General features: G+C 69.7%; 22 protein-coding genes and 2 pseudogenes. 13 read left to right on the top strand and 11 right to left on the bottom strand.

Annotation, left to right across the window (positions count from 1 at the left end):
• Positions 1-8 precede the first annotated feature (8 nt).
• Genes FDF13_RS14445 through FDF13_RS14435 form a run of 3 tightly spaced genes read left to right on the top strand, consistent with a single transcriptional unit; the run spans position 9 to position 3968 of the window.
• Positions 9-2228, top strand: coding sequence for a copper-translocating P-type ATPase (locus tag FDF13_RS14445; RefSeq protein ID WP_137320255.1), 2220 nt, complete (start codon positions 9-11; stop codon positions 2226-2228).
• Positions 2225-2860 (top strand): DUF305 domain-containing protein, encoded by a 636-nt coding sequence (locus tag FDF13_RS14440; protein ID WP_137320254.1) that lies wholly within the window; start codon positions 2225-2227, stop codon positions 2858-2860. Before FDF13_RS14445 ends, FDF13_RS14440 begins: the two co-directional genes overlap by 4 nt.
• Positions 2861-2915: 55 nt before the next feature.
• On the top strand, positions 2916-3968 hold the full coding sequence (locus tag FDF13_RS14435) for a type II glyceraldehyde-3-phosphate dehydrogenase (protein WP_137320253.1): 1053 nt from the start codon (positions 2916-2918) through the stop codon (positions 3966-3968).
• Between the two features lie 23 nt (positions 3969-3991).
• Here FDF13_RS14435 and FDF13_RS14430 read toward each other — a convergent pair whose 3' ends face one another.
• The 4 genes and pseudogenes from FDF13_RS14430 to FDF13_RS14415 form a co-directional block, all read right to left on the bottom strand.
• Positions 3992-4864 carry a fructose bisphosphate aldolase gene (locus tag FDF13_RS14430; protein ID WP_137320536.1) on the bottom strand — a complete coding sequence of 291 codons (873 nt, stop codon included), beginning with the start codon at positions 4862-4864 and terminating at the stop codon, positions 3992-3994.
• 37 nt (positions 4865-4901) lie between these two features.
• On the bottom strand, positions 4902-4967 hold the full coding sequence (locus FDF13_RS15685) for a hypothetical protein (protein WP_137320535.1): 66 nt from the start codon (positions 4965-4967) through the stop codon (positions 4902-4904).
• Between the two features lie 41 nt (positions 4968-5008).
• Positions 5009-6123: pseudogene (locus FDF13_RS14420) on the bottom strand (IS3 family transposase); the annotation flags it as partial.
• Between the two features lie 90 nt (positions 6124-6213).
• Entirely contained in the window at positions 6214-6588 is a 375-nt protein-coding gene (locus FDF13_RS14415; protein WP_137320252.1) for a four-helix bundle copper-binding protein, read from the bottom strand.
• A 221-nt stretch (positions 6589-6809) separates the two neighbouring features.
• Between FDF13_RS14415 and FDF13_RS14410 the strand changes: the two genes are divergently transcribed.
• From FDF13_RS14410 to FDF13_RS14405, 3 genes are read left to right on the top strand one after another with little or no spacing between them, the layout of a single operon-like run.
• Positions 6810-7019, top strand: a complete 210-nt coding sequence (locus tag FDF13_RS14410) for a heavy-metal-associated domain-containing protein (RefSeq protein ID WP_137320251.1) — start codon at positions 6810-6812, stop codon at positions 7017-7019.
• A complete protein-coding gene (locus tag FDF13_RS14895) occupies positions 7016-7171 on the top strand; it encodes a hypothetical protein (protein ID WP_175406998.1) in 156 nt (51 codons plus the stop codon). The genes FDF13_RS14410 and FDF13_RS14895 overlap by 4 nt, the downstream gene beginning before the upstream one ends.
• A complete protein-coding gene (locus FDF13_RS14405; protein WP_137320250.1) occupies positions 7171-7602 on the top strand; it encodes a heavy metal-associated domain-containing protein in 432 nt (143 codons plus the stop codon). The genes FDF13_RS14895 and FDF13_RS14405 overlap by 1 nt, the downstream gene beginning before the upstream one ends.
• On the opposite strand, the gene FDF13_RS14400 is transcribed toward FDF13_RS14405, so the two are convergent.
• From FDF13_RS14400 to FDF13_RS14385, 3 genes are all read right to left on the bottom strand, one after another.
• Positions 7500-8000 carry a hypothetical protein gene (locus FDF13_RS14400; protein ID WP_137320249.1) on the bottom strand — a complete coding sequence of 167 codons (501 nt, stop codon included), beginning with the start codon at positions 7998-8000 and terminating at the stop codon, positions 7500-7502. The genes FDF13_RS14405 and FDF13_RS14400 overlap by 103 nt on opposite strands.
• 59 nt (positions 8001-8059) lie before the next feature.
• A complete protein-coding gene (locus tag FDF13_RS15420) occupies positions 8060-9967 on the bottom strand; it encodes a metal ABC transporter permease (RefSeq protein ID WP_254668829.1) in 1908 nt (635 codons plus the stop codon).
• Positions 9968-10118: 151 nt separating this feature from the next.
• Entirely contained in the window at positions 10119-11171 is a 1053-nt protein-coding gene (locus FDF13_RS14385) for a metal ABC transporter substrate-binding protein (protein WP_254668828.1), read from the bottom strand.
• A gap of 202 nt (positions 11172-11373) precedes the next feature.
• Here FDF13_RS14385 and FDF13_RS14380 point away from each other — a divergent pair, with 202 nt between their 5' ends.
• Entirely contained in the window at positions 11374-11799 is a 426-nt protein-coding gene (locus FDF13_RS14380; protein ID WP_175406997.1) for a thioesterase family protein, read from the top strand.
• 137 nt (positions 11800-11936) lie between these two features.
• Positions 11937-12808: pseudogene (locus FDF13_RS14375) on the top strand (phosphotriesterase).
• Between the two features lie 100 nt (positions 12809-12908).
• Here the strand turns inward: FDF13_RS14375 and FDF13_RS14370 are convergent.
• Positions 12909-14150, bottom strand: a complete 1242-nt coding sequence (locus FDF13_RS14370; RefSeq protein ID WP_137320247.1) for an aspartate aminotransferase family protein — start codon at positions 14148-14150, stop codon at positions 12909-12911.
• A 180-nt stretch (positions 14151-14330) separates the two neighbouring features.
• On the opposite strand from FDF13_RS14370, the gene FDF13_RS14365 reads away from it, so the two are divergent.
• Positions 14331-15275: an NADP-dependent oxidoreductase gene (locus tag FDF13_RS14365; protein ID WP_137320246.1), complete on the top strand. Its 945-nt coding sequence runs from the start codon at positions 14331-14333 to the stop codon at positions 15273-15275.
• A gap of 25 nt (positions 15276-15300) precedes the next feature.
• Here FDF13_RS14365 and FDF13_RS14360 read toward each other — a convergent pair whose 3' ends face one another.
• Together FDF13_RS14360 and FDF13_RS14890 are read right to left on the bottom strand one after the other, a co-directional pair.
• On the bottom strand, positions 15301-16203 hold the full coding sequence (locus FDF13_RS14360; protein WP_175406996.1) for a DMT family transporter: 903 nt from the start codon (positions 16201-16203) through the stop codon (positions 15301-15303).
• The gene (locus tag FDF13_RS14890; RefSeq protein WP_175406995.1) at positions 16125-17933 is read right to left on the bottom strand and encodes a glycosyltransferase family 2 protein; all 1809 of its coding nucleotides are present in this window, start codon (positions 17931-17933) and stop codon (positions 16125-16127) included. The genes FDF13_RS14360 and FDF13_RS14890 overlap by 79 nt, the downstream gene beginning before the upstream one ends.
• A 130-nt stretch (positions 17934-18063) precedes the next feature.
• Between FDF13_RS14890 and FDF13_RS14355 the strand changes: the two genes are divergently transcribed.
• Positions 18064-19017, top strand: a complete 954-nt coding sequence (locus FDF13_RS14355; RefSeq protein WP_137320244.1) for a hypothetical protein — start codon at positions 18064-18066, stop codon at positions 19015-19017.
• 15 nt (positions 19018-19032) lie between these two features.
• Here FDF13_RS14355 and orn read toward each other — a convergent pair whose 3' ends face one another.
• Positions 19033-19599: an oligoribonuclease gene (gene orn / locus FDF13_RS14350; protein ID WP_254668986.1), complete on the bottom strand. Its 567-nt coding sequence runs from the start codon at positions 19597-19599 to the stop codon at positions 19033-19035.
• Positions 19600-19846: 247 nt separating this feature from the next.
• Between orn and FDF13_RS14345 the strand changes: the two genes are divergently transcribed.
• Genes FDF13_RS14345 through FDF13_RS14335 form a run of 3 tightly spaced genes read left to right on the top strand, consistent with a single transcriptional unit; the run spans position 19847 to position 24197 of the window.
• A complete protein-coding gene (locus FDF13_RS14345; protein ID WP_254668827.1) occupies positions 19847-21490 on the top strand; it encodes a hypothetical protein in 1644 nt (547 codons plus the stop codon).
• 56 nt (positions 21491-21546) lie between these two features.
• Positions 21547-22500 carry a tetratricopeptide repeat protein gene (locus FDF13_RS14340; protein WP_137320242.1) on the top strand — a complete coding sequence of 318 codons (954 nt, stop codon included), beginning with the start codon at positions 21547-21549 and terminating at the stop codon, positions 22498-22500.
• Between the two features lie 8 nt (positions 22501-22508).
• Positions 22509-24197: a hypothetical protein gene (locus tag FDF13_RS14335; protein ID WP_137320241.1), complete on the top strand. Its 1689-nt coding sequence runs from the start codon at positions 22509-22511 to the stop codon at positions 24195-24197.
• Positions 24198-24220: the final 23 nt, after the last annotated feature.

Here is a 24220-nt window from a genome sequence, read left to right as displayed (position 1 = left end):
GGACAACGATGAGCAATCCGGAGCACCACCACCAGCACCACGACGATCACCTCGACGCGGGCAGCCACGGACAGGCGATGCCGCAGGGACACGGGCACTCAGCCCTCGATGAACGCCCGGCACCGGCCCACGGTGGTCATGCCGGGCACGACCATGACGAGCATGCAGGCCACGGGGAGCACGCCGGGCACAGTGTTGCGATGTTCCAGAACCGGTTCTGGGTCAGCCTGATCCTGTCGGTGCCGGTCGTCATCTTCAGCCACATGGTCGCCGACCTGCTCGGCTACCAAGTGCCCGAGTTCTTCGGCTCGGCCTGGATCGCCCCGGTGCTGGGCACCGTCATCTACGTCTACGGCGGCATGCCCTTCCTCAAGGGCGGGCTCAATGAGCTGAAATCACGGCAGCCGGGGATGATGCTGCTGATCGCGATGGCCATCACCGTGGCCTTCGTCGCCTCCTGGGCCACCAGCCTGGGCATCGGCGACTTCATGCTCGACTTCTGGTGGGAGCTGGCGCTGCTGGTCACCATCATGCTGTTGGGGCACTGGCTGGAGATGCGCGCCCTCGGTGCGGCATCCGGTGCCCTCGACGCGCTGGCCGAGCTGTTGCCCGACGAGGCGGAGAAGGTCACCGAGTCCGGGATCGTCACCGTCCCGATCGCCGAACTGCAGACGGGTGACACCGTCCTGGTCCGGTCCGGGGCCCGGGTCCCGGCCGACGGACGCATCATCGACGGGCACGCCGAGTTCGACGAGTCCATGATCACCGGTGAGTCCAAACCCGTCCTGCGTGAACTCGGTGACAAGATCGTGGCCGGCACCGTCGCCACGGACAACGCGGTGCGTCTAACCGTGGAAGCCACCGGCGGCGAGACTGCCCTGGCCGGCATTCAGCGGATGGTCGCCGACGCGCAGGCATCGTCGTCGCGGGCGCAGGCGCTGGCCGATCGTGCCGCAGCGCTGCTGTTTTGGTTCGCGTTGGGGGCCGGCATCATCACTGCGCTCATCTGGACGCTGCTGGGCGCGCCCGACCAGGCCGTCATCCGCACCGTCACAGTGCTGATCATCGCCTGCCCGCACGCACTCGGACTGGCAATTCCGCTGGTGATCTCTATCTCGACTGAGAAGGCCGCCCGGTCGGGCCTGCTCATCAAGGACCGGCTCGCGCTGGAGCGGATGCGCTCGATCGATATCGTGCTCTTCGACAAGACGGGCACTCTCACGCAGGGCGCCCACGCCGTCACCGGGACCGCGCATGTGTCAGGAATCAGCGAAGGCCGCGTGTTGGCGCTGGCCGCCGCCGCCGAGGCCAACAGCGAACACCCGGTGGCACGGGCGATCACCGCAGCGGCAGCCGAAAACCCGGAAGCGGCCGCGGCGCGCCTGCAGGCACGCGAGTTCACCGCCGCCGCCGGTCGCGGGGTCCGCGCCATGGTCGATGGTTCCGAGATCACCGTGGGCGGTCCCAACATGCTGCGCGACTACGGACTGGAATCACCAGCCGAGATCGCAGCCGATGTCGAGGAATGGACGCAGCGCGGTGCCAGCGTCCTGCACATCGTCCAGGACCGGACCATTATCGGCGCGGTCGCCCTGGAGGACCAGGTGCGGTCGGAATCCCGGGCCGCGGTCCACGCCCTGCAGGAACGCGGCGTCAAGGTCGCGCTCATCACCGGTGACGCGCAGCAGGTCGCCGACGCCGTCGGCCGCGACCTCGGCATCGACGAGGTCTTCGCCGAAGTGCTCCCGCAGGACAAGGACTCCGCCGTCATCGACCTGCAGAACAGGGGACTGTCGGTGGCGATGGTCGGCGACGGCGTCAACGACGCCCCCGCCCTTGCCCGTGCAGATGTCGGCATCGCCATCGGGGCGGGCACCGACGTGGCGATGGAATCGGCCGGGGTCGTACTGGCCGGCAACGATCCACGGGCAGTGCTGTCGATGATCGACCTGTCCCGGGCCAGCTACCGCAAGATGATCCAGAACCTGGCCTGGGCGACCGGCTACAACGTCCTCGCCGTCCCGCTGGCCGCCGGAGTCCTGGCCCCCATCGGGCTCGTGCTCTCCCCGGCCGTCGGCGCGATCCTGATGTCGCTGTCGACGATCGTCGTCGCCCTCAATGCACAGCTGCTGCGCCGCACCGAACTCAACCCGGCATGGCTGGCACCAACCCCGACTGAGACGTCCCGACCAGAAACCGTCCACCACCAAGGAAAGGTCACATCATGAAGCGCACACCACTGGCAGTTGCGGCAGCCGTCGCCGGCACGCTGATCCTCTCGGCATGCGCCGGGAACGCCGACCCCGGCAGCACAGGGGAAGATCCCGCCCCTGCGACCTCGGTCGCCACCGACACCGCAGGCTCCGGTGAGGAGATTTCCGAGGAGCACAACGATGCCGACGTGATGTTCGCGCAGATGATGATCCCGCACCATCAGCAGGCCGTCGAGATGAGCGAGACCCTGCTGGCCAAGGACGACATCCCGCAGAACGTCGCTGACTTCGCCCAGGGAGTCATCGACGCGCAGGGGCCTGAGATCGACCGGATGAACGCCATGCTCGAAGCCTGGGGCCAGGAACCCATGGGCGACATGGGTGACTCGGGCGGTCACGGCGGTCACGGCGGCATGAGCGGGATGATGAGCGAAGACGACATGCAGCAGCTCGAAGACGCCACCGGCACCGAGGCCGCGAAGCTGTACCTGGAGCAGATGACCAGACACCACGAGGGTGCCGTCGAAATGGCCGAACAGCAGGTGTCCGACGGGCAGAACCCGCAGGCGATAGCGCTGGCCGAGCAGGTCATCGAAGACCAGGAAGCAGAGATCCAGGAGATGAAGACGATGCTCGACGAACTCTGACCCGCGGGCGACGAGCCCACCGTGGGACACGCGCACCACCTCGAAAGGAATGAGCATGGACACCAAGATCAAAGTCGCGGTGAACGGGTACGGGGTCATCGGCAAACGCGTCGCCGACGCCGTCCGGGCCCAACACGACATGGCACTCATCGGCGTCAGCGACATCACCGCCGACTATCGGGTCGCGGCCGCCGCCGCGCGCGACATCCCCGTCTTCGCCTCCACCTCTGAGGCCCATCAGGAAATGCGCGCCTCCGGGCATGCCCTGGCAGGTGAGCTGCCTGACCTGCTCGATCAAGTCGACGTCGTCGTGGACTGCACCCCGGCCAAAGTCGGGGCGGAAAACCTCGACCTCTACCGAGCTCATCACGTGAGATCGGTATTCCAGGGCGGGGAGAAGCACGATCTCACGGGGCACTCCTTCGTCGCCCACGCCAACTACAGCTCCACCCGCGGCCGCGACTCCACCCGGGTCGTCTCGTGCAACACCACCGCGACCGTGCGCACCCTCACCGCGCTGAAGAACGTCGGGCTCCTGTCAAAGGCGCGCGGCGTGCTCATCCGGCGGGCGACCGACCCCTGGGAGTCCGACCACTCCGGGATCATGAACACGATCGTCCCTGAGGGACGCATCCCCAGCCACCAGGGGCCCGATGCCAAAACGGTGGTTCCCGACCTCGACGTCGTCACCATGGCGGCGAAAGGAGCCCATACCCAGAACCACCTGCATTACTGGACAGTCGAGCTCACCCGTCCCGTCGAGAAGGCCGAGGTCCTCGAGGCGTTCCGGGCGGTGCCCAGGATCGCCTTCGTCCGGCGCTCCGACGGCATCGTGGCGGTCAACAGCACCGCCGAGCTGATGCAGGACCTCGGCAGGCCCCGCGGGGACATGTACGAAGTCGCAGTCTGGGAAGACATCCTCACCGTGGACGGCACCGAACTGTTCTGCACGTACACGGTCGATAACCAGGCCATCGTGACCCCGGAGAACATCGACGCCATCCGAGCCCTGGCGGGTTCGGTCGAGGACGGTGACGATTCCATTCGCCGCACCGACACCGCGTTGGGGGTGCGCCGCGATTTCGTGAAGTCGTTCGCCCACCACTGACCTTCTGCCCCCGACCGCGTGCGTCAGGTGCGTGATGCGGCGACGATCGACGCAATCGCTGCATCCAGTGCCGCGGTGAACTGCGCATCGGTCTGATCCGCGGCCAGTCCTTCCGTCAGGGCGCGGGAGAAACTGGCGATCATCCCATGGTTGCGGTCCAGGCGGGTGTTGGCGTCCGCGCGGGAATAGCCGCCCGACAACGCCAACACCCGCACCACCCGCGGATGGTCCACGAACTCACGGTAGTGATCATCACGCTCGGGCAGGGTCAGTTTGAGGATGACCGGCTGATCCTCGCCGAGCCCGTCGAGCTCTTCCCGGATGGCAGTTCGCAGCTGGTCCTCGGCCCCTGCCTTGTCGGGAGAGTGGATGTCGACCTCGGGCTCCACAATGGGCACCAACCCGAACCGCAGAACCTGCCGAGCGATGGCGAACTGCTGGGCGACGACGGCATCCAACCCCGGTCCGGGCATCGTGATGACCGAGCGCATCTTCGTGCCGAACATGTGCCTGCTCACCGCGCGGGTCAGCAGGGCGTCCAGCTCGGGGATGGGCTTCATGACCTGGGCACCGTGGGCCTGCGTTGCCAGTCCCTTGTCGATCTTGAGGAACGGCACGATGCCCTTCACCTCCCACAGGTACTCACCCGTCTGACGCCCGTCGATCTCCCGGTCCATGGTGTCTTCGAACAGGATCGACCCCAGGATGCGATCACCGTTGAAGGCCGGACTGGTGATGACACGGGTGCGCATCCGATGCACCAGATCGAACATCTCCGCCGGGCTGGAATAGGAATCCTCGCTGATCCCATAGAGCCGCAGCGCCTGCGGCGTGCTGCCCCCACTCTGATCCAACGCCGCGATGAAACCCGCGCCACTCCTGACTCGGGTGAACATGTCGTCCACCCGGGCCGAATCAGAGCCGTGCTTCATCTCAGGCCAAGGCCTTCAGCAACGCGGCACACGCCTCTTCGCACCGTCGGCACGCCTCAGCACAGATGCGGCAGTGGGGACTGCTGACGGTTTAGTTGACTCCGGGGTTTATGCCGCCAGAGTGACGGCCTTGTGGTGAACAAGCTCGTATTCAACCGGAGTCAGTTTACCCAAACGCCGTTGCCGACGCTTCCGGTGGTAGGTCCGCTCGACCCAGTGGACGATCGATGTCCGCAACCTCGCTCGCGTGTCCCAACGGCCCCGGTCGAGGACGTTCTTCTGCAACACAGCGAAGAACGATTCCATCGCCGCATTATCACCAGCAGCGCCGACCCGACCCATCGATCCGACTAGCCCGTAACGCCGTAGAACCTGCTGGAACTTACGAGAGCGAAATTGCGACCCGCGATCCGAGTGAACGACACACCCTGCCACGGCTCGCGGTCCGCCACGACGAGCCACAGCGTCATCAATCGCCGCCACAGCCAGACGAGATTTCATCCTCGAATCGATGGCATAACCGACGATTCTGTTGCTGAACACATCCTTGACCGCGCACATATACAGCTTGCCCTCACTGGTGTGATGCTCGGTGATATCGGTCAGCCACAACTCGTTGACTGCCTTTGCTGTGAAGTCGCGTTCGACGAGGTCATCACACACTGGCGGGCCGGGCTTCTTACCGTGCTTCCGGGCTCGTTTGATCGTGTGGGAGAACAGCTCCTGCTGCGAGCACAGCCGCCACACACGACGTTCAGAGGCGCTGTATCCGCACGCCTGGAGCTCATCAGCGATGAACCGGTGCCCGAACTCAGGATCGTCCGTATGAACGTCGTAGGCGGCATTGATCAAGTGCGCCTCCTCGAGTTCCCGGTCAGAGACAGGTTTCGCGCACCACTTGTAGAAACCCTGCTTGGTAAAGCCGAGTACCCGGCAGGCCACTGCCACCGGCACCCCGGCGGCAGCAAGGTCGAGGACCAGCGGGTACATCATTTTGGGTGATGACCACCGAGCTTCAAGTTCGCTTGCGAGAGATACGCTGCAGCCTCGCGGAGGATCTTGTTCTCCCGCTCGAGTTCCCTGATCCGCTTCAGTGCTGCTGCCTGGGCGCGAGACTCCTCGACATCACGAGAGGGCTCGAGTCCGTGCTCACGCAGGCGTGAGTCACGCACCCAGGCCTGGAGAGCTGACTTCGAGATGCCGAGGTCGGCGCAGACCTGCTTCTGGGTCATCCCCTCGCCCAGGAGCTCGAGAGCTGATTGCTTGAACTCATCGGTGTAGATCTTTGGCATGACTTCCATCCTTCCTGGAACTTATCCAGTCGTGAAGTCAACTAAACCCTCAGCAGTCCCGTGCTCGTGCATCTGAGCGTGCTTTTCACACTCCTCCGCACACGCCCGGCACACCGTCCGGCACGTCTCCACCAGGGACCGGATGACTTCCGGATTCGTGCCGGTCAACCGCGAGAGCACGTTGCCCGTGGCGATGCAGATGTCCGCGCAATCCAAATCGGCGCGGATGCACGCCGCCAGGTCGGCCACCATCTCTTCGCTCAGACACGCATCCGCACAAGCCGTGCATGTCTGCGCACACTCGAAACACGCCGCGATACAGGCGGCGAGCGTATCCTTGTCAACCCCCTGCGCACCTGCAGGATGGGTCTCAATCATCGAAACTACATGCGACATGGAACTCTCCTTCCACTTCGACCAGGCGCAGCGGAATCCGCGCCCTACTGCGACCGTACGCGCGGACCCTGGACCACCTGAACCCCGCGAGCCTTGAAGAGTCAGTGAAGATCCACCCGGGCGCCCTCCCCGACCCGCAATGCCCCTTGACCCCTATACCCCCGCCGGGCATATTTCGATCAGCGATACCCGTCGGGGGTATTCAACGGAGGAGGTTCGACATGGCTACCAACACGTTCTCTGTGACCGGTATGACGTGCGGTCACTGCGAGAGGTCGGTGCGGGAAGAAGTCGAGGAGATCGCCGGCGTCACCGATGTCGAGGTCTCCCACGAGACCGGACAGCTCGTCGTCACCTCGGAAGCCGGCGTCGACTCCGCGGCGGTCGTCGCGGCGGTCGAGGAGGCCGGCTACCAGGCGGTGCCTGCGTGAGTGCCGGCATCCGCCTGACGCTGTACGCGGCCGTACTGCTGGCGGTCTTCACCGCCGCGTACGGCGCGGGCAGCGCCTTCATCCCCGACTCCCTCGTGGAGTCCTGGATGCAAGACGTTGAGCAGGACCACCACGAGAAGGAAGGTGCCTGATGGCCGTCCAGCCCGCCGACACATCGCTGGCTCGCGACTCCGAACCGCAGACCGTCGCCGTGGAGCTCGACATCGAGGGCATGACGTGCGCCTTGTGCGCGAACCGGATCGAGCGCAAGCTCAACAAGCTCGACGGTGTCAGCGCCAGCGTCAACTACGCCACCGAGCAGGCCCGGGTCACCGCACCTGCCGGGTTCGACCCCCAGCGTCTGATCACCACGGTGGAGGACGCCGGCTACCGGGCTCAGCTCCCCACCACTGCCGGAACCGGAGACGACGGCGACTCCACTGAAGGGGACCGCAGGGACCGCGAGCTGGAGGTGCTGCGTCAACGACTGCTCATCAGCGTCGTGTTAGCGGTGCCGGTCATTCTCATCTCGATGATCCCCGCCCTGCAGTTCGTGACGATCTCGAGCACGAGGCCGAGCTGAGCGAGGTCGAGGGCGTAGGCCGCGACCGCGGCAGACCGCTCGAGCAGGCCGTAGAGGACGAAGCACGCCCCGATCGTCAGCCATGAGGCGATGGCGCGCGTGCCGGGTACTATGCGGAGCAGCGTCCCGCCGGCGATGAGGAGGACGACGACCCCGAGGTACCCCCACCGCGGTTCGGACAGGCGCGGCGGGTGCGCGCCGAACCACCAGAAGGCGACGCCCGCCACCGCGGCGGCCATGACGACGAAGTACGCGAGGTAGATCGGTGAATCCGGATCGTCGACGACCGCGTAGAGCACCGCCCCGCCGAACGACACGAGCGCGACGAGGGCGAGGAGGAGCCAGTTGTTCCTCTCGGATCCGGTGCGTTGCGGGGAGTCGGTGCGCGTCGAGTCCATGCCTCCCGAGGCTAGTCAGCGGTCGGTGGGACCGTCCAACTCCGCGCGAGCACGTCGTCTCACCGCGCGGTCGGGTCGCTCGGGTCGTCGTGCAGGCCGTGCACCGGATCCGGGAGGACCTCCGGGAGCTCGGTGTCGGGATCCTCGTCCCCGTGGAGCGAGCCGAGGCCGTAGGCGACTTCGAGGTTGCGGCGGGTGAGCGCCTGCTCCGGCGGGCCTGAGGCGAGCACCCGGCCCGAGGTCAGCAGCACATGGTCGGCCGCACGCGCCTCCTCGAGATCGTGGGTGGTCATGACGACGGAGTGGCCGTGCTCGTGCTCGGCATGGATGATCCGGTCGATCGTCCGCGCGGACACGATGTCGAGCCCGGTGAGCGGCTCGTCGAGGAGGAGTGCGATGTGGTCCTGCGCGAGCGCCTGGGCGACGTACACGCGCTGGCGCTGACCACCGGACAGCTCCGAGAGGTGTCGGCGCGCCAGATCGGTGATCCCGAGCGCCTCCATCGCCTGCTGCACACGCTGCCGGTCGTGCCGCCGGAACGGGCGGAACCAGCCGAGCGTCGAGTAGCGGCCCATCGCCACGACCTCGCGCACGGTGAGCGGGATGCCGGCGGGCACCTCGACGGCCTGCATGACGTAGGCGACCTTGCGCCAGCCGAGCGCGGGCTTCGCCCCGAGCACCCGCAGGCGCCCGGCGCGCGGCGGCATGAGGCCGGCGATCGCGTGGAGGAGTGTGGATTTGCCCGAGCCGTTGGGGCCGATGATCGCGACGACGTCGCCCTGCCGCAGCGTGAACGTCGAGCGTGCGGTCGCGATGTGCTGCCCGTAGGCGAGCACGATGCCCTCGGCCTCGGCGAGCGGCACCTCCGCCGGGGTGAGGACGTGCTCGGGATCGGTGAAGGACTCGTGGAGCCGGGAATCCGGAGCCCGGCGCCCGGCGACCCCGTGCCCGGTGCCGTGCCCCGCCCGGTCGCCCCCGGGATCCTCACGGCTTCCGGTCGCCGGCACCGAGGCCGGTCCGGCGGGCGCGGTGCCGCTGTGCGGGTCGAGCACCGACGCGCCCGGCGCCCGGCGCTCCGGCGCGGAGCCCGGGGCGAGCACCGAGTCCGCGCTCCCGGCGGAGGGCTCGCCGCGTCCGACGGTGCGATGGCGCTCGGCCTGGACGAGCTGGCGGATGATCAGGGTGAGGAAGAACAGGGCGATCGGCACGAGGGCCATCGTCGCCGAGCCCGCGGTCCCGAGGTGGAAGCTCAGCAGCAGTCCGGCCCACACGGAGAACACTGCGATGAGCGTCGACCACGCGAACATCTGCGGCACGGTGCGCGACAGCAGCGAGGCCGTGGCCGGCGGGCCGACGAGCAGCCCGAACACGAGCATCGTGCCGACCGAGCGGAAGCCGACGATGACGGCGGCGGCGATGAGCACGAGCAGGAGCACATGGATGATCCCCGGCCGCATCCCCAGCGACTGCGCCTTGCTCTGCGAGAACGCGAGCGACAGCAGCGGACGGTAGAGGATCGCAGACGCGAGGAGCACCGCCACGGCGGGCACGAACATGCCGCGCAGCACCTCGGGCGTGACGCCGAGCGCATCGCCGAACAGGATCCCGGTGAGACTGCCGGTGTACTGGTCCATGGTGGAGATGATGACGACGCCGAGCGCCATCATCGCGACGAACAGCAGGCCGATGCCGGTGTCCTCGTGGAGCGGCGTGGCCCGGTGGATCCACTCGATGAGGAGCACCATCGCGACGATCGCAGCGGCCGCGCCGAGCGCGGGGGAGACGTCGAGGAGCATGGCGACGGCGATGCCCGGCAGGATGCCGTGGGCGAACGCGTCGCCGAAGAAGCTCATGCCGCGCAGCACGAGCCAGACGCCGACGACCGAGGCCATGACGGCCGAGATCAGACCGCCGATGAGAGCGCGCTGCTGGAATCCCAGCGCGAAGGGTTCGGTGAACCATTCCATAGTCTGCGAGCCAGTCCTGGTGGATCGGGCCGTCGGGCGCGGGCGCGCCCGGCGGCGGTGCCGACGGGGTGGGGCCGACGAGGTGCGTGCCGTCCGGGGGACGGCTCCGGCCGGGCCTGCCCTTTCCGTTCCGGCAGGGCCGGTGCGGAACTCAGGCGAGCGCCTCGGCGATCTTCGTGGCGTTGTCCACCATCATGCCCTGATACGTGGCCGCCGCGGAATCCGCCGGGCCGACGCTGCCGACGTGGAGCTCGACGACGGACACATCGGTGCCGACCTCCGCGGCCACGGCGTCGATGAGTGGGGTCGAGGCGGCGGTGTTGGAGAAGATCACCGGCACCCCGGTGTCCTCGATGACGGAGGTCAGCTCCGCGAGCTCGGCCGAGGACGGCTCGGCGTCCGTCGACCCGCCGGGCACCACGACGCCGGCGACCTCGAAGTCGTAGGCCGCGGCGAAGTAGCCGAACGCCTCGTGGTCGGTGATGAGGACCCGCTTCTCGGCGGGGATGTCGGCGAGGATCTCGCGCACCTCGGCATCGGTGTCGGTGAGCTCCTGCTCGACCTTCTCGCCGCACTCGGTGTACTGGGCCTCCCCGGTCTGCTCGGTGAGGGCCTCGCCGATGATGTGGGCGGCGGTGGCCATCCGGCTCGCATCCAGCCAGAAGTGAGGATCCTCGGAGCCGTGGTCGTGGCCGGCGTGGGGATCCGCCTCCCCGCCGGGTGCCGCAGAGTCCTCCTCGTGGGCGTGATCGTGACCGTCCTCGGCGTGCTCGTGACCTTCGTGCTCCTCGTGGCCCTCCTCGCCGTGGTCGTGCGCCTCGCCGCCCCAGGGGATCGGGTCGACCTCGGGCGCCACCTCGAGCACGGTGGCACCGTCCTCGGCGGCGTTGGCGAGCGCGGACTCGAGCCCGCCCTCGAGCTCGAGCCCGTTGGCGATGACGAGTTCCGTGCCGGCGAGCTCGGCCACCTGGGCCGAGGACGGCTGGAAGGTATGGGGGTCGTCGCCGGGGCCCATGAGCGAGGTCGAGCTCGTCCCGGCGCACTCGGTGATCTGCCCGAGCACGCTGCCGAGCGTGCTCGAGGTCGCGATGGCGACGGGGTCGTCACCGGGCTCGGCGCCACCGCCACCGCCGCTGCCGCAGGCGCTGAGGGCGAGGAGCGGGACGGCGAGCACGGCGGGGACCACGCGGCGAGAGAGCATCATCAATTCTTTCTGATTCGGAATACCGCCGATGAACACGGCGCTGAGTGCGAATATAGACCCCCGGCGAGGCGGGCAAAAATAGTGAGATAGGGATATGCGCATCCGTTCCCCCGCTCGGGCGACCCCGGCTGCGTTCGCCGGGCGCTGTGCGAGGATGGAAGAGGCGCCCGGGGCGGGCGTCGGGACGATGCGAAGGAGCACCGTGACGACCCACATCATCGACGTGCCGCTGCGGTGGCGCGATCTCGACACCAACGGCCACGTGTACCACGGGACCTATCTCACCCTGCTCGACGAGGCCCGCTCGACGTGGCTGCGCAGCGGTCTCGCGCTCGCCGGCGCCGACAGCCATCTCATCGCCCGCCTCGAGATCGACTACGTCTCCGAGCTCACGGTCGACGCGGGCACCGTGGCCGTCGAGTGCGCGATCGAGCGCGTGGGGACCACGAGCCTGCGCACTGCGGAGACCATGCGCACTCCTGACGGCACCGTCGTCGCCCGCTCCCATGCCGTCGTCGTGTTCTGGGACCGGGAGACCCGCCGGAGCGCACCGCCGTCCGCGGAGGACCGGGCCCGGCTCGAGGCGGCGCTCGCAGACCAGCCGGCACAGCCGCCCGTGGAACGCTGACCTCACCCTCCGTCCAGGACCCGCCCGCCGGCCGGCGGTCGGGGATCCGGCCCTGGTGGGCGAGGGCGATCCGTGATGTGATGTGGATCACCGGCGGCGGTCGTCCGACCGTCGCGTCCACTCGATGAGGAGACGGTATGGCACAGGTGCAGACGGTGACGGGACCGATCGACAGCGCGGACCTCGGACGGACGCTCGTCCACGAGCATGTCTTCGTGCTCGGCGAGGAGCACCGGATCAACTATCAGGACTGGGACGAGGACGCCCGGGTCGCTCAGGCGCAGCGGGATCTCCAGGAGCTCAAGGAGCTCGGGATCGACACGATCCTCGACCCCACCGTGCTCGGGCTCGGCCGCTACATCCCGCGCATCCAGCAGGTGGCCGCCGGCACCGACCTGCAGATCGTCGCCGCGACGGGCCTCTACACGTACAACGAGATCCCATTCCAGTTCCACTACACCGGTCCCGGGCTCCTGTTCGACGTGCCCGAGCCGCTCGTCGATCTCTTCGTCCGCGACCTCACCGAGGGCATCGCCGACACCGGGGTCCGCGCGGCCTTCCTCAAGTGCGCGATCGAGGAGCAGGGCCTCACGCCCGGCGTCGAGCGGGTGATGCGCGCGGTCGGCGAGGCATCGGCGCGGACCTCACCAAGGTCGTCATCGGCCATTCGGGCGACACCACCGACCTCGACTACCTCATGCGGGTCGCGGACAAGGGCTCGCTGCTCGGTATGGACCGGTTCGGCCTCGACGTGCTCCTGCCGTTCGAGCAGCGCGTCGACACCGTGGCCGAGCTCGTGCGCCGCGGGTACACCGACCGGGTGGTGCTCGCCCACGACGCCTCGTGCTTCATCGATTGGTTCGACGCCGAGGCGAAGGTCCAGGCGGTGCCGAAGTGGAACTTCCGCCACATCAGCGAGGACGTGCTGCCGGCGCTGCGCGAGCGCGGGGTCACCGAGGCCGACATCGACATGATGCTCGTGGCGAACCCGCGGCGCTACTTCGAGTAGGAGCTGCGGGCCTACCGGAGAAGGCGGGCCGAGCAGCAGCTGACAGGGCCCCGGCGAGCACGACTGCTCGCCGGGGCCCTGTCGTGGTGGCGGTGAGGCCTCAGCCCTCCGCGACCGACTCGCGGATCGCCGACACGGTGAGCGCGAGGTCCTCGGGCTCGGCGACGAAGGGCGGGGAGATCTGCAGCGCGTTGTCCGGCAGCGCCCGGAGGATCACGCCGCGCTCCGCGGCCCGGCGCACGATCGTCTCGCTGACGAGGTCCTCGGTGAACTTCACCGCGCCGAGGAATCCGGCCCGCGAGCGCACCTCGGCGATCCCGTCGACGCCCACGAGGGTGTCGAGCTCCGTGGCGAGGACGTCCTCGAGCTTGCCGGCACGGTCGACGAGGTCCTCCCGCTCGAGCACGTCGAGGTTGGCGTGCGCCACGGCGCAGGCGGTGGCGTGCCCGGAGTAGGTGACGCCGTGCCGGAAGGCCGGCGCCTCCTCGCCCCCGGTGAAGAACGGCTCCCACACGCGCTCGGCGATCTGGATCCCGCCGAGCGGCGCGTAGCCGGAGGTCAGGCCCTTGGCCATGGTGTGGATGTCGGGGTCGAGGGAGTACCGCTCCGAGGCGAACATCTTCCCGGTGCGGCCGAAACCGGTGATGACCTCGTCGGCGATGAAGAGGAAGCCGTGCTCCTTCGCCAGGCGCTGCACGGTCTCGAAGTAGCCGTCCGCGGGCCCGATGACGCCGCCGGCGCCGATCACCGGCTCGGCGACGAACGCGGCGATGCGCTGCGGGCCGATCGCGAGGATCTGCTCCTCGAGGCGCGCCGGGTCGTTCGCCGACACCCGGACGGTGTCGGGCACGAGCGACTCGGTGCCGTAGCCCTCGCGGTTGGGCTCGAGGCCGGCGATCGCGGTGCCGAAGGCGTGGAGCCCGTGGTAGGAGGTGTCGCGGGACACGATGACCGTGCGCTCGGTCTCCCCGACGGCCTGCCAGTAGCGGCGGGCGAGCTTGCAGGCGACGTCGATCGCGTCCGAGCCGCCGGAGTTGAAGATCACCTTGGGGTTCTCGATCGGCGACATCGCCGCGAGCCGGTCGGCCAGGGTGCGCGCCGGCTCGTTGATGAACCGTCCGAAGGTGTGGTAAGTCTCGAGCTCGAGCATCTGCTTGTAGGCGGCCTCGGCGAGCTCCGTGCGGCCGTGGCCGATGTTCGCGTACCAGAGGCTCGCCGAGCCGTCGAAGTACTTCTTCCCCTGCGCGTCCCACACGTAGGAGCCCTCGCCCTTGACGATCTCGATCTGGGAATCCATGACCGACGGCATCTGCGCCTGCCCGTTCCATACCCGATGCGCCATTGTGCGGTCCTCCTCGACTCGATGTGCGCTGCGGCGTGCGCCTCGTGCTCTGCGGCGTGCGCGCTGCGATGCGTGCTGTCCCGTCCAGTCTCGCCCGCCCCGTTCGGCGGGTCAATCCCGGCATGCGGAACGCGGCGCGGGATGAGAAATGCGTGCGCGCCCGCCGTGGTTGCCCAGGGTATGAAGGTCATCGGAGTCACCGAGTTCGGAGGGCCCAGCGCCCTCGCCGTCCACGACGTGCCGGAACCCCACCCGGGTCCGGGCGAGGCGCGCATCCGCGTCCACGCCGCAGCCGTCAACCCCACCGACACGACGTTCCGCGCCGGGGTGCAGGACGTCAGCAGCCTCACCCCGCCCTACGTCCCCGGCATGGATGCCGCCGGAGTCGTCGACGAGGTCGGCGAGGGCAGCGCCTGGCAGGTGGGCGAGGAGGTCATGACGATGGCCGTCCCGGTGAGCGAGCACGGCGGGGCCTACGCCGAGCTCCTCGTCGCCGCCGACGACGCGCTCGTGCGGATCCCGGAGGGGGCGAGCCTGCAGCAGGCGGCCACCCTGCCGATGAACGGCCTCACCGCGCTCCAGGCGCTCGCCAAGCTCGAGCTCTCACCCGGACAGACGCTCGCCGTCACCGGGGCGGCCGGCACCCTCGGCCAGTACGCGGTGCGCCTGGCGAAGCGCGCCGGCCTCTCGGTGATCGCCGACGCGGCGGACAAGGACCGCGCACTCGTGGAGTCCGCGGGCCCGGATCACGTGGTCGAGCGCGGCGACGATGTCGCCGACCGGATCCGGGCGATCGTCCCCGACGGCGTCGACGGGCTCATCGACGCCGCGGTGATGGACGAGAAGGCGGTGCCCGCGGTGCGCGACGGCGGCGGCTACGCCGCGGTGCGGTTCTGGAAGGGGACGGGGGAGCGCGACATCCGGTTCCGCCGCACGGCCGTCGTCACCGAGTACGGCTCCCGCGCGCTGCTCGAGGACCTCCGCACTGCGGTCGAGGACGGCACCCTCGAGCTCGTCGTCGCCGACGTGCACCCGCCGGAGCAGGCCGCCGAGGCGCACGCCCGGTTCGAGCAGGGCGGTGTCCGCGGACGGCTCGTCCTCGACCTGGCAGTCTGGGCCGACTGAGCCCAGCGCACCTGGGTCAGACGTCTCAACCCGGGGAGCCGGACGGGGCGGGCGGAGTCCCCGCCGCCTTCGGCCGGCGTGAGGTGATGACGACGCCGGCGACGATGAGCATCCCGCCGAGCACCTGGATCCCCGTGATCGGGTCGCCGATGAAGAGGCCGATGATCGCGGTGAAGAACGGCACGAGGTTGAGGTAGACCCCGGCGCGCGCCGCCCCGATCCCACGCACCGCGAGGTTCCACATGAGGTAGGACAGCGCGGACGGGAAGATCCCGATGTAGACGACCCCGAGCCACGTGATCCCGTCCGCCGGGCCGGGTGCCCCGAGCACCAGCGTCGCCGGCACGAGCACCGCCGAGGCGAAGAGCGCCTGGACGGCGGTCGCCGACACCGGCGGGGAGGTCAGGAACCGGCCGAGCACCGTGTAGACGACGAACACGCTCACCGCGACGAGCATGAACAGGGTGCCGATGCCGAGGTCGAGCCCGACCCCGCCGCCGTCGAAGCGCACGAGCACGATCACCGCGCCGAGCAGGGAGAGCGCGAGCCCGAGCACCGCCGTCCCGGTCAGCCGCTCCCGGGCGACGAGGACGGCGACGACCGCGATGAGCGCAGGGCCCACCGAGTTGAGCAGCGAGGCCGACACCGAGGAGGTGTGGGCGAGCGCCAGATAGGTGAAGAGCGCGTAGCCGATGAGCCCGAGGCAGCTGAGCAGCACGTGGAGCCGCCACTCGGCGAACACCGCCTTCCAGTCCGGCTTCTCGACGAACGCGGCGAGGACGAACAGCGGCACGGTCGCCAGCACCCAGCGGACCGTGGTGAGGAAGAGCGGGGAGACGGAGTCGGCGATCAGTCCGCCGACGACGAAGTTGCCCGCCCAGAACGCGTTGGCGAGGACGAGGAAGAGGTAGTACCGGGCATCGCGCACAGCCCCACTGTACCCAGCCGCACCTGCCCGGCTGCAGGGATCCCGGCCCCGCCGCCGGCGACCTTCTCGGTGACCTCGAACCGCTCCCGGTACCGGCCCAGCAGCAGTCTGCTCTGGGAGTACAGCGCGGTGGTCGCGTTGTAGCCGAGGATCGTCGCGGGGTAGAGGAGCCACTGCGCGAGCATCGCGACGCTGCGCGCCGGCCCGTAGCGCACGGGGCGCGGCGGCAGGAGGTTCCAGAACACGACGAGCGAGATCAGCAGGCTGATCATCGCGATCTGCTGGATCATCCCGACGAGCAGCGGCATCTGGCTCACCAGCGCATCCGCACCCCCGGTCCGGCGCATGATGAGGAACGGGGTCCAGCCGCCGAGCGCGATGATCACCGACACGCAGGCGAGCGTCACGTGCCCCTCGAGCAGGGTGAGGAGGTGGAGGGTGCTCCGCAGCAGCGGGACCCGCCGCTGCGCGCCGAACACGCCGGCGGCGACGTAGGCGATGTCGGAGGCCCCGTAGGACCAGCGGCTCAGCTGCCTGAATTGGGCGCCCATGGTCTGCCGCAGGGTGCCGGCCAGGACCGCGTCCTGGTGGATCGGGACGTGGATCGGCACTACCGCGTAGTCGCCCTCGAAGTGGAAGTACGAGCGCCAGAACTGGTGGCCGTCCTCGACGATCGTGCGGGTGGACCAGAAGCCCATCTCGACGAGCGCATCGAGCGGCTGGGTGTGCGAGGCGAAGTTCCGCAGCGAGAACGGCCGCACCGTGCACGTGAGGTTCCAGAAGCAGTTCGCCGAGGCGATGACGCGGGTGACGGCCGGGGCGTCCCAGATGTTGCTGAGGTACAGGCTGATCGGCTGGAAGGCGCGTCGCTTCCGCTCGAGGCAGGCGATGTACTCGTAGGCGACGTAGTCGAAGTAGCTCTCGTACGGCTTGTTGTCGCAGTCGAGAGTGGTGACGAGGACGGACTCCGCGGCGACCCCGCGCCGCACGGCGAGCGCCTGGAGGTGCTGTCCGGCATGCGTGATGTTCGCGCCCTTGCCGGCGATCTCACCGGGCAGGTCGCGCGGGTGCCGTACGAGCTCGAAGACCGCGAAGCGGTGGCCGAACTCCGCGCGCAGCCGCTGGGCGGTGTGCTCCATCTCCGCACCGCCGCGCTCCTCGTAGGCGAACACGATCCACATCTGCTCGCCCGGCGTGGAGCTGCAGGCCAGGGTGCGCAGCGTCGGGGCGATGACCGAGTACGACTCGTTGTACGCGGCGACGACCACCGCGTGGACGAGCGATGCCGGGTGCGGGTAGCGCTCAGGGTGCGCGGCGACCTGCGCGAGGAGCGCGCGGTGCCGCTCGGCGCGGAAGGCATGGGGCGGGCTCGCCGGCACTCTCCGGCCCTCGAGAGTGCGTCCGATGTCGCGGAGCCGAGCGGCCCAGTCGACGCGGGCCGAGGCGCGGAACCGGGTGTAGCCGCGGGCGAGGTCGACCGAGCCGCGGATCGCGCGGAGGAACATCACCCCGACGACGCACAGCACGTAGACCGCTCCCGCCCGTGGCGACACGAGAGGCACGAGGAAGACGAGGAGGATCGCGGAGATGCTCACCGCGCCGGGGAGGATCTCGAACGCCCGGTAGAGCCGGCTGCGGGCCCCGAGCGGGATCTCCAGGTCGGCGGGCCCCACCCGCGAGCGGGGTGCGGTGGGGAATCCGGTCCGGGCGTGCGGCGGCAGGACGGTCATGGGACCAGGGTCGGACCGGCAGCGGTGCACGCGGTGGCGCGGACCTGCCGAACAGATGAAATCTGCTTGTACGACCGGTGCGCCGGGCCGGAGAGTGGTGATGCGGATCACTGCTCAGTAGAGTGGGCACATGGTGAACTCCCAACGGCGCGACCTCATCCGCCGACTGTCCAAGCGCGTCGAATCCGTCCACTCGGCCACGTACTTCGCCCGCCCCGTCGGCGAGGCGATCGCCGGCACCGGGGTGACGCACCCCTCGGCGATCTACTTCGCCGGGCGCGCAGCCCCGCTCGGCCGGGTCCCGGCCTCCGTGGTCGCGGCGACCTTCTACAGCTTCAACCCGGCCTGCATCCGCCGGTTCGTTCCGGAGTGCTGGGACACCGCCGCCCCGGAGACGGTGCACGCCGCGCGCCTGGCCGGGGTGGAGCAGTTCCTCGCCGGCGCCTTCGGACCCGAGGCGCCGGGCGGTCGCAGCCCGGAGCTGCCCGCGCTCGCCCAGCACCTCGTCGACGCACTCGACCCTGTGCTCACCGCTCTGCTACCCGACGGCCGGACGCTGTTCGCCGCCCACCAGGAGGCGCTCGCGCCGGGCGTGCAGGCCCAGGATCCCGCCGTGCAGCCGTTCCTCGACCTGTGGAGCGCGGCGACGCTGCTGCGCGAGTACCGCGGGGACGGACACATCGGCGCCCTCATCACCCACGACCTGTCCGGGCTCGAGGCGATCGTCCTCCACTGCCTCACCGGTACCTCGTTCCGTCCGTCCGCCGCGCGCAAGAGCCGCGGCTGGTCGGAGGAGGAGTGGAACGCCGCGGTCGAGTCGCTGCGCGAGCGCGGACTCGTGCTCGGTGCCGGGGACGAGGCCCGGATCACCGACGAGGCCGCGGCGCTGCGCGAGGAGATCGAGCAGGCGACCGACGCCTCGGTCGCGCTGTCGTGGGAGGCGCTGTCGGACGAGCGCCTCGCGGAGCTCGACGGGCAGGCGAAGGACTTCGCGAAGATCCTCGTCGCCCAGGGCGCGTTCCCGCAGAAGCTGTTCGCCACCGGCTCGGGTCTCACCAGCCGGGAGCAGGCCGACCGGGCGTAGGCGCGGGTCGGCGCCTCAGCCCTGGTCGGACGACACCCGGCGGGCGGCGGCGATCGCCTCGTCGCTCGTCGGCCCCTCGGTACGGAAGACGATCTCGCGGTAGTAGGCGAGTTCGGCGATCGAGTCCTTGATGTCGCCGAGCGCACGGTGGCCGCCGGTCTTCCCCGGGGCGTTGAAGTAGGCCTTGGGGAACCAGCGCTTGGCGAGCTCCTTGATCGAGGACACGTCGATGATCCGGTAGTGCAGGTGGTCGACGAGCTCGGGCATCTGCACCGACAGGAAGGTCTTGTCGGTGCCCACGGAGTTGCCGCCGAGCGGGGCCTTCCCCGGCTCCTTGACATGGGAGCGGATGTAATCGAGGACGGTGTCCTGCGCCTCGGCGACGGTGACCCCGTCGTCGAGCAGCGGGAGCAGCCCGGAGGTCGTGTGCATCCCGGTGACGAACGCGTTCATGTTGTCGAGCGCCGCCTGCGAGGGCTTGACGACGACGTCGACGCCCTCGTCGACGATCCCGAGGTCGAAGTCCGTCACCAGACAGGCGACCTCGATGAGCTCATCGGTGCCGACCTCGAGGCCGGTCATCTCGCAGTCGATCCATACGATTCTGTCGGTAGCCACGCCTCGATCCTACGTCGTCGACCGGTGAGGACACCGGAGGCGAGCCGGTGTGAGGTGCGCCACGGGCGCTGTCATCGAAATGTCAGGCGGGGTGTGTACCGTCGACTGCCGTCCTCCGGGGCAGGGTTCCGCACGCTTGGCGGACCCGTCATCTAGACTGAGGAACGCGCACGCGGCGGATGCCCTGCGCGGCTACGACGAAGGGGAATGCGTGCGCTACGTTGTCTCGGGACTGCTCATCGTCGCCGGTCTGATCGTCGGCGCGATCGGCATCCTGCAGCAGACCGCCTGGGCACCGGACGAGACGATCACGGCCTCCGCCTCGCTGAGCGAGCCGGGCCCGCTGCTCGTCATCGAGCCGGGGGTGCTCAACCTCTACGACACGCCGGCCACGCTCACCGTGCAGAGCGAGGGCGAGCTCACGCTGTCGCAGGCCTCGAAGGAGAACATCGACATCTGGGTGGGGGAGACCCCGCACTCGCGCATCACCGGGCTCGCCGACGAATCGACCCTGGCGGTCGAGACCGGCGGCGGCGAGGGCGAGACCGCGGACCCGGCGAACGGCGACCTGTTCGAGTCCCAGCTCAGCGGCGAGGGCGAGATCGTCCTCGACTGGGACTCCGAGCCCGCGCGCACCGCGTTCCTCATCGCCTCCGACGGCGAATCGCCCGCAGCCTCCTCCGTGGAGATCAGCTGGCCCAACCACGCCGAGACCCCGTGGGCGCTGCCGCTCATGATCATCGGCGGGATCCTCGTCGCGCTCGGCCTCGTGCTCGGCTTCATGGACCTGCGCCGCGCGCAGAAGGAGAAGCAGCGCCGGGAGGCCCGCCGTGAGAGGCGCCGCAGGCTCGCGGAGACCGGAGCCGCCTTCGCGATCGTCCCCGTCATCGCACTCGCTGGCTGCGGCGGACCCGCCGAGCTCCCGACGCCTGCGCCCTCGGACCCGCCGGAGACCGCACCCGCCGTCGTCACCGATGCCCAGCTCGAACGCGTCATCACGGAGATCGCGGATTCCGTCGCCGCGTCCGACGAACAGCTCCACGCCGATGCGCTCGCCGCCCGCGCGGCCGGGCCGTTCCTCGAGCAGCGGCAGTCCGCCTACGCCGTCAAGGACAAGGCGGAGGACTACGAGCTGCCCCCGGCCGTCGCTGCCGAATCGATCACTGTGAACTTCACCTCGGCGACGGACCAGTGGCCGCGCGTGACGAGCGCGATCACCTCCGACAGCGGGTCGGGCCAATCGCAGCTCCTCGTGCTGTCGCAGGAGAACGCGCGCGCCGACTACAAGCTGTGGTCGCAGAGCGTGCTGCTGCCCGGTGCGGCGATCCCCGAGGTCGCCGATGCGCGCCAGGGGTCCCAGCTCCTGGCACCGGACCAGGCGGGTCTGAAGAAGACTCCGGAGGACACCGTGCGCCAGTACGCCGACGTGCTCCAGAACGGCGACGACTCCCGCTTCGCCGGTGACTTCGCCGAGGACGCCTTCCGGAAGCAGGTGGAGCGCGCGCAGACCTCCCAGCGCGAGGCGCTGTCCGAGGGCAACGGCACCATCGAGTTCGAGTACGCCCCGGCCGAGGGCAACCAGCTCGCTGCCCAGCAGACCGCCGACGGCGGTGCGATCGTCACCGGGCTCATCACCGTGACGACGACGATCGCCCCGGAGTCCGTCGAGGGCCGCACCGGCTCGCTGACGATCCCCGAGCCGCAGAAGTCGATCGTCGGGGAGAGCACGACGAGCCGGAAGCTCGTGACGAAGAACCTCCAGGTCGTGTCGTTCACCGTCCCCGCCGACGGCAACGCGCAGATCGCCCTCGTCGGCGTCTCCGATGTGCTCGCCGACGCCGAGCTCGCCCGCTGATCCCACCCCGGCCCGCCGAACCATCCGCCCGCCGACACCGCCCGAAAGGACATCCCGTGACGCAGCCGCCCCAGCACCCGGACCCCCAGTCTCCTGCCCAGCCGCAGCAGGGGCTCGATCTCTCCGCTGTGCGCACCCAGCACGGCGCCACCGCCCCGACGACCGGTGACGCGGCCGGCGGTGCCCTGCCGGACAACGCCGTCGAGGTCCCCGCCCTCGTCTTCGACGTCACCGAGGAGACCTTCAACGACGTCGTGCAGCTCTCCTCCGACGTCCCCGTCGTCATCGACCTGTGGGCCGACTGGTGCGGGCCGTGCAAGCAGCTCTCCCCGGTCCTCGACCGAGTGGTGGCCGACCTCGGCGGCCGGGTGGTGCTCGCCAAGGTCGATGTCGACGCGAACCCGCGCATCCAGCAGATGTTCCAGGTGCAGTCGATTCCGACCGTCGTCGCGATCGTCCAGGGCCAGCCGGTTCCGCTGTTCCAGGGCGCGCAGCCCGAGCCCCAGGTGCGCCAGGTCTTCGACCAGCTCCTCCAGGCCGCCGCACAGGCCGGGATGACGAAGATCGCGGTGCCGCGCGGCCAGACCGCGGCCGAACCCGAACCCGCCCACCCGGAGGCGCTCGCCGCGCTCGAGGCCGGCGACCTCGACACCGCCGCCGAGGTCTACCGGAAGGCCCTCGCGGAGGCACCCGCCGACGAGGACGCGAAGGTCGGGCTCGCCCGGGTCGGCCTCCTCCAGCGCACCCGCGACCTCGACCCCCAGGCCGTGCGGGATGCCGCGGCCGCCGACCCGCGCTCGGTGCCCGCCGCGCTCGACTGCGCCGACCTCGACCTCGCCGGCGGGCACGTCGACGACGCGTTCTCCCGCCTCGTCACCGTCCTCACGACGAGCGCGGGGGAGGAGAAGGAGACCGTGCGGGTCCGTCTGCTCGAGCTGTTCGAGGTCGTCGGCGGCACCGATCCGCGCGTCGTCAAGGCCCGCGCCCGCCTCATGCGGTCCCTGTTCTAGAGGACCGGATGCTGCGCCTCATCCTGGCCGCCGTGTGCGCGGTGATCGGACTCGCGGTGACCGCGCTCGCGGTCTCCGCGGTCGCGGTCACCGGCACCGACGACGTCACCGAGACCGAACCCTTCACCGTCGCCGACGGGACCTACGCCGTCGTGCTCGACGAGCAGCAGGTGCCCTACGAGGGGTCCACGGCGGCGATCACCGCCGAGAGCGACACCGAGCTGTTCATCGGCACCGCGAGCGGCGTCGACACCGAGAACTACCTCACCGGGGTCGCCCACGAGACGATCACCGGCGTCGAGTTCCCGGGTGTGCTGAGCCACCGGTCCGTCCCCGGGGAGCCGCAGCCGGTGACGCCTGCCGCGACGCGCGATTGGTGGCTGGCGAGCGACACCGGCACCGCCGTGTCCCATCGCTTCGACCTCGATGCCGCACCGCAGATGGTCGTCATCGCACCGGCGGACCCGGACGCCACCCTCGACGGCACCACGGTGAGGCTGAGCATGGACGTCGAGGGAGTGTTCGGCTTCAGCCTGCTCGGCTTCGCAGTCGCAGTGCTCGCGTTCGGACTCGCGGTGTTCTTCCTGCTCCGCTGGTGGAACACCCGGCTGCGCCCGCCGCCCAAGCTCCCCAAGCGCAAGGGCACAGGCGATGGCCGGGGCACAGGCAAGGGCAGTGGCGACCGCCCGGCACCTGCCCGGCGGCCCGGCAAAGGGTCCGGACGACTCGGCGGCACCGCGGCCGGCGCCTCGGCGATGGCCCTGGTGCTGTCCGGCTGCTCCCAGCTGCCCCTGCCGATCGCCCAACCCGCCGAGCCGGAGCTCACCCCGTACGAGCGGCCGGCGCTGCGCCCGGGCGATGCCGGGACCTTCATGACGGACTACACCGAGGCGCTCGACGCGACCCTCGCCGGGGACCAGGAGGAGCTCGACGGCATCCAGACCGGGCCGCTGCTCGGGCGCACCCGCGCCGAGGTGCTCATCGCCCGCGCCGAGGAGCAGACGCTGTCAGCAGTGGCCTTCACCGAGGTCGTCGCCGGCGGGCCGATGTTCGACGAGTACCCGATGTGGTTCATCGGGTTCGGCGACCCGGGGGAGGGCGAGTCCGTGCAGGCGATGCTCGTCACCCGCGAGTCCGCCGCCGAGGACTGGAAGGCCGCCCAGTCGCTGTTCGTCCCGCGCGAAGCCGTGCCCACCCTGCTCGCCGGCGGCGACGGCGCGGTGCCCCTCGCACCCGATGCGCACCAGGACGTGGCGGCGGCCGCCGCCGCGCAGCTCGACGGGTTCCTCGAGACCGGGACGCTGCCGGAGAGCCCGGTCGAGTTCGCCTACCCGACCGACACCTTCTCGAGCTTCCGCGAGTACGTCGACCAGTTCTCCGAGGGCGACAACGCCTTCGAGGACGTCGGGGTGACATGCGAGCCGTACACCGAGGTGCCGCTGAGCACCTACGCGCTCGAGACGGAGGCCGGTGCAGTGTCCTTCGGCGAGGTGCAGTGCACGATCACGCTCTCGGTGCCCGGGGACTTCTCGATCGACATGGGCACTGCCGTCGAAGCCGTGATGACGAACGACGGCGGCGGCAACACCGTGCAGATCGACGCCTCCCTGCCCTACCTGCTCACGAGCGCCGGCGCGGAGAACACCGTGTACGGCTCCGACTGGTTCCTCCTGTCCTCGCAGACCTCCGAGGACTGAGCGGGGCTGCGCCGCCGCGGGGA

It is taken from the genome of Brevibacterium sp. CS2, from assembly GCF_005280295.1.
Taxonomy (GTDB): Bacteria; Actinomycetota; Actinomycetes; order Actinomycetales; family Brevibacteriaceae; genus Brevibacterium; species Brevibacterium pityocampae.
This window is presented reverse-complemented; position numbering and strand designations above follow the sequence as displayed.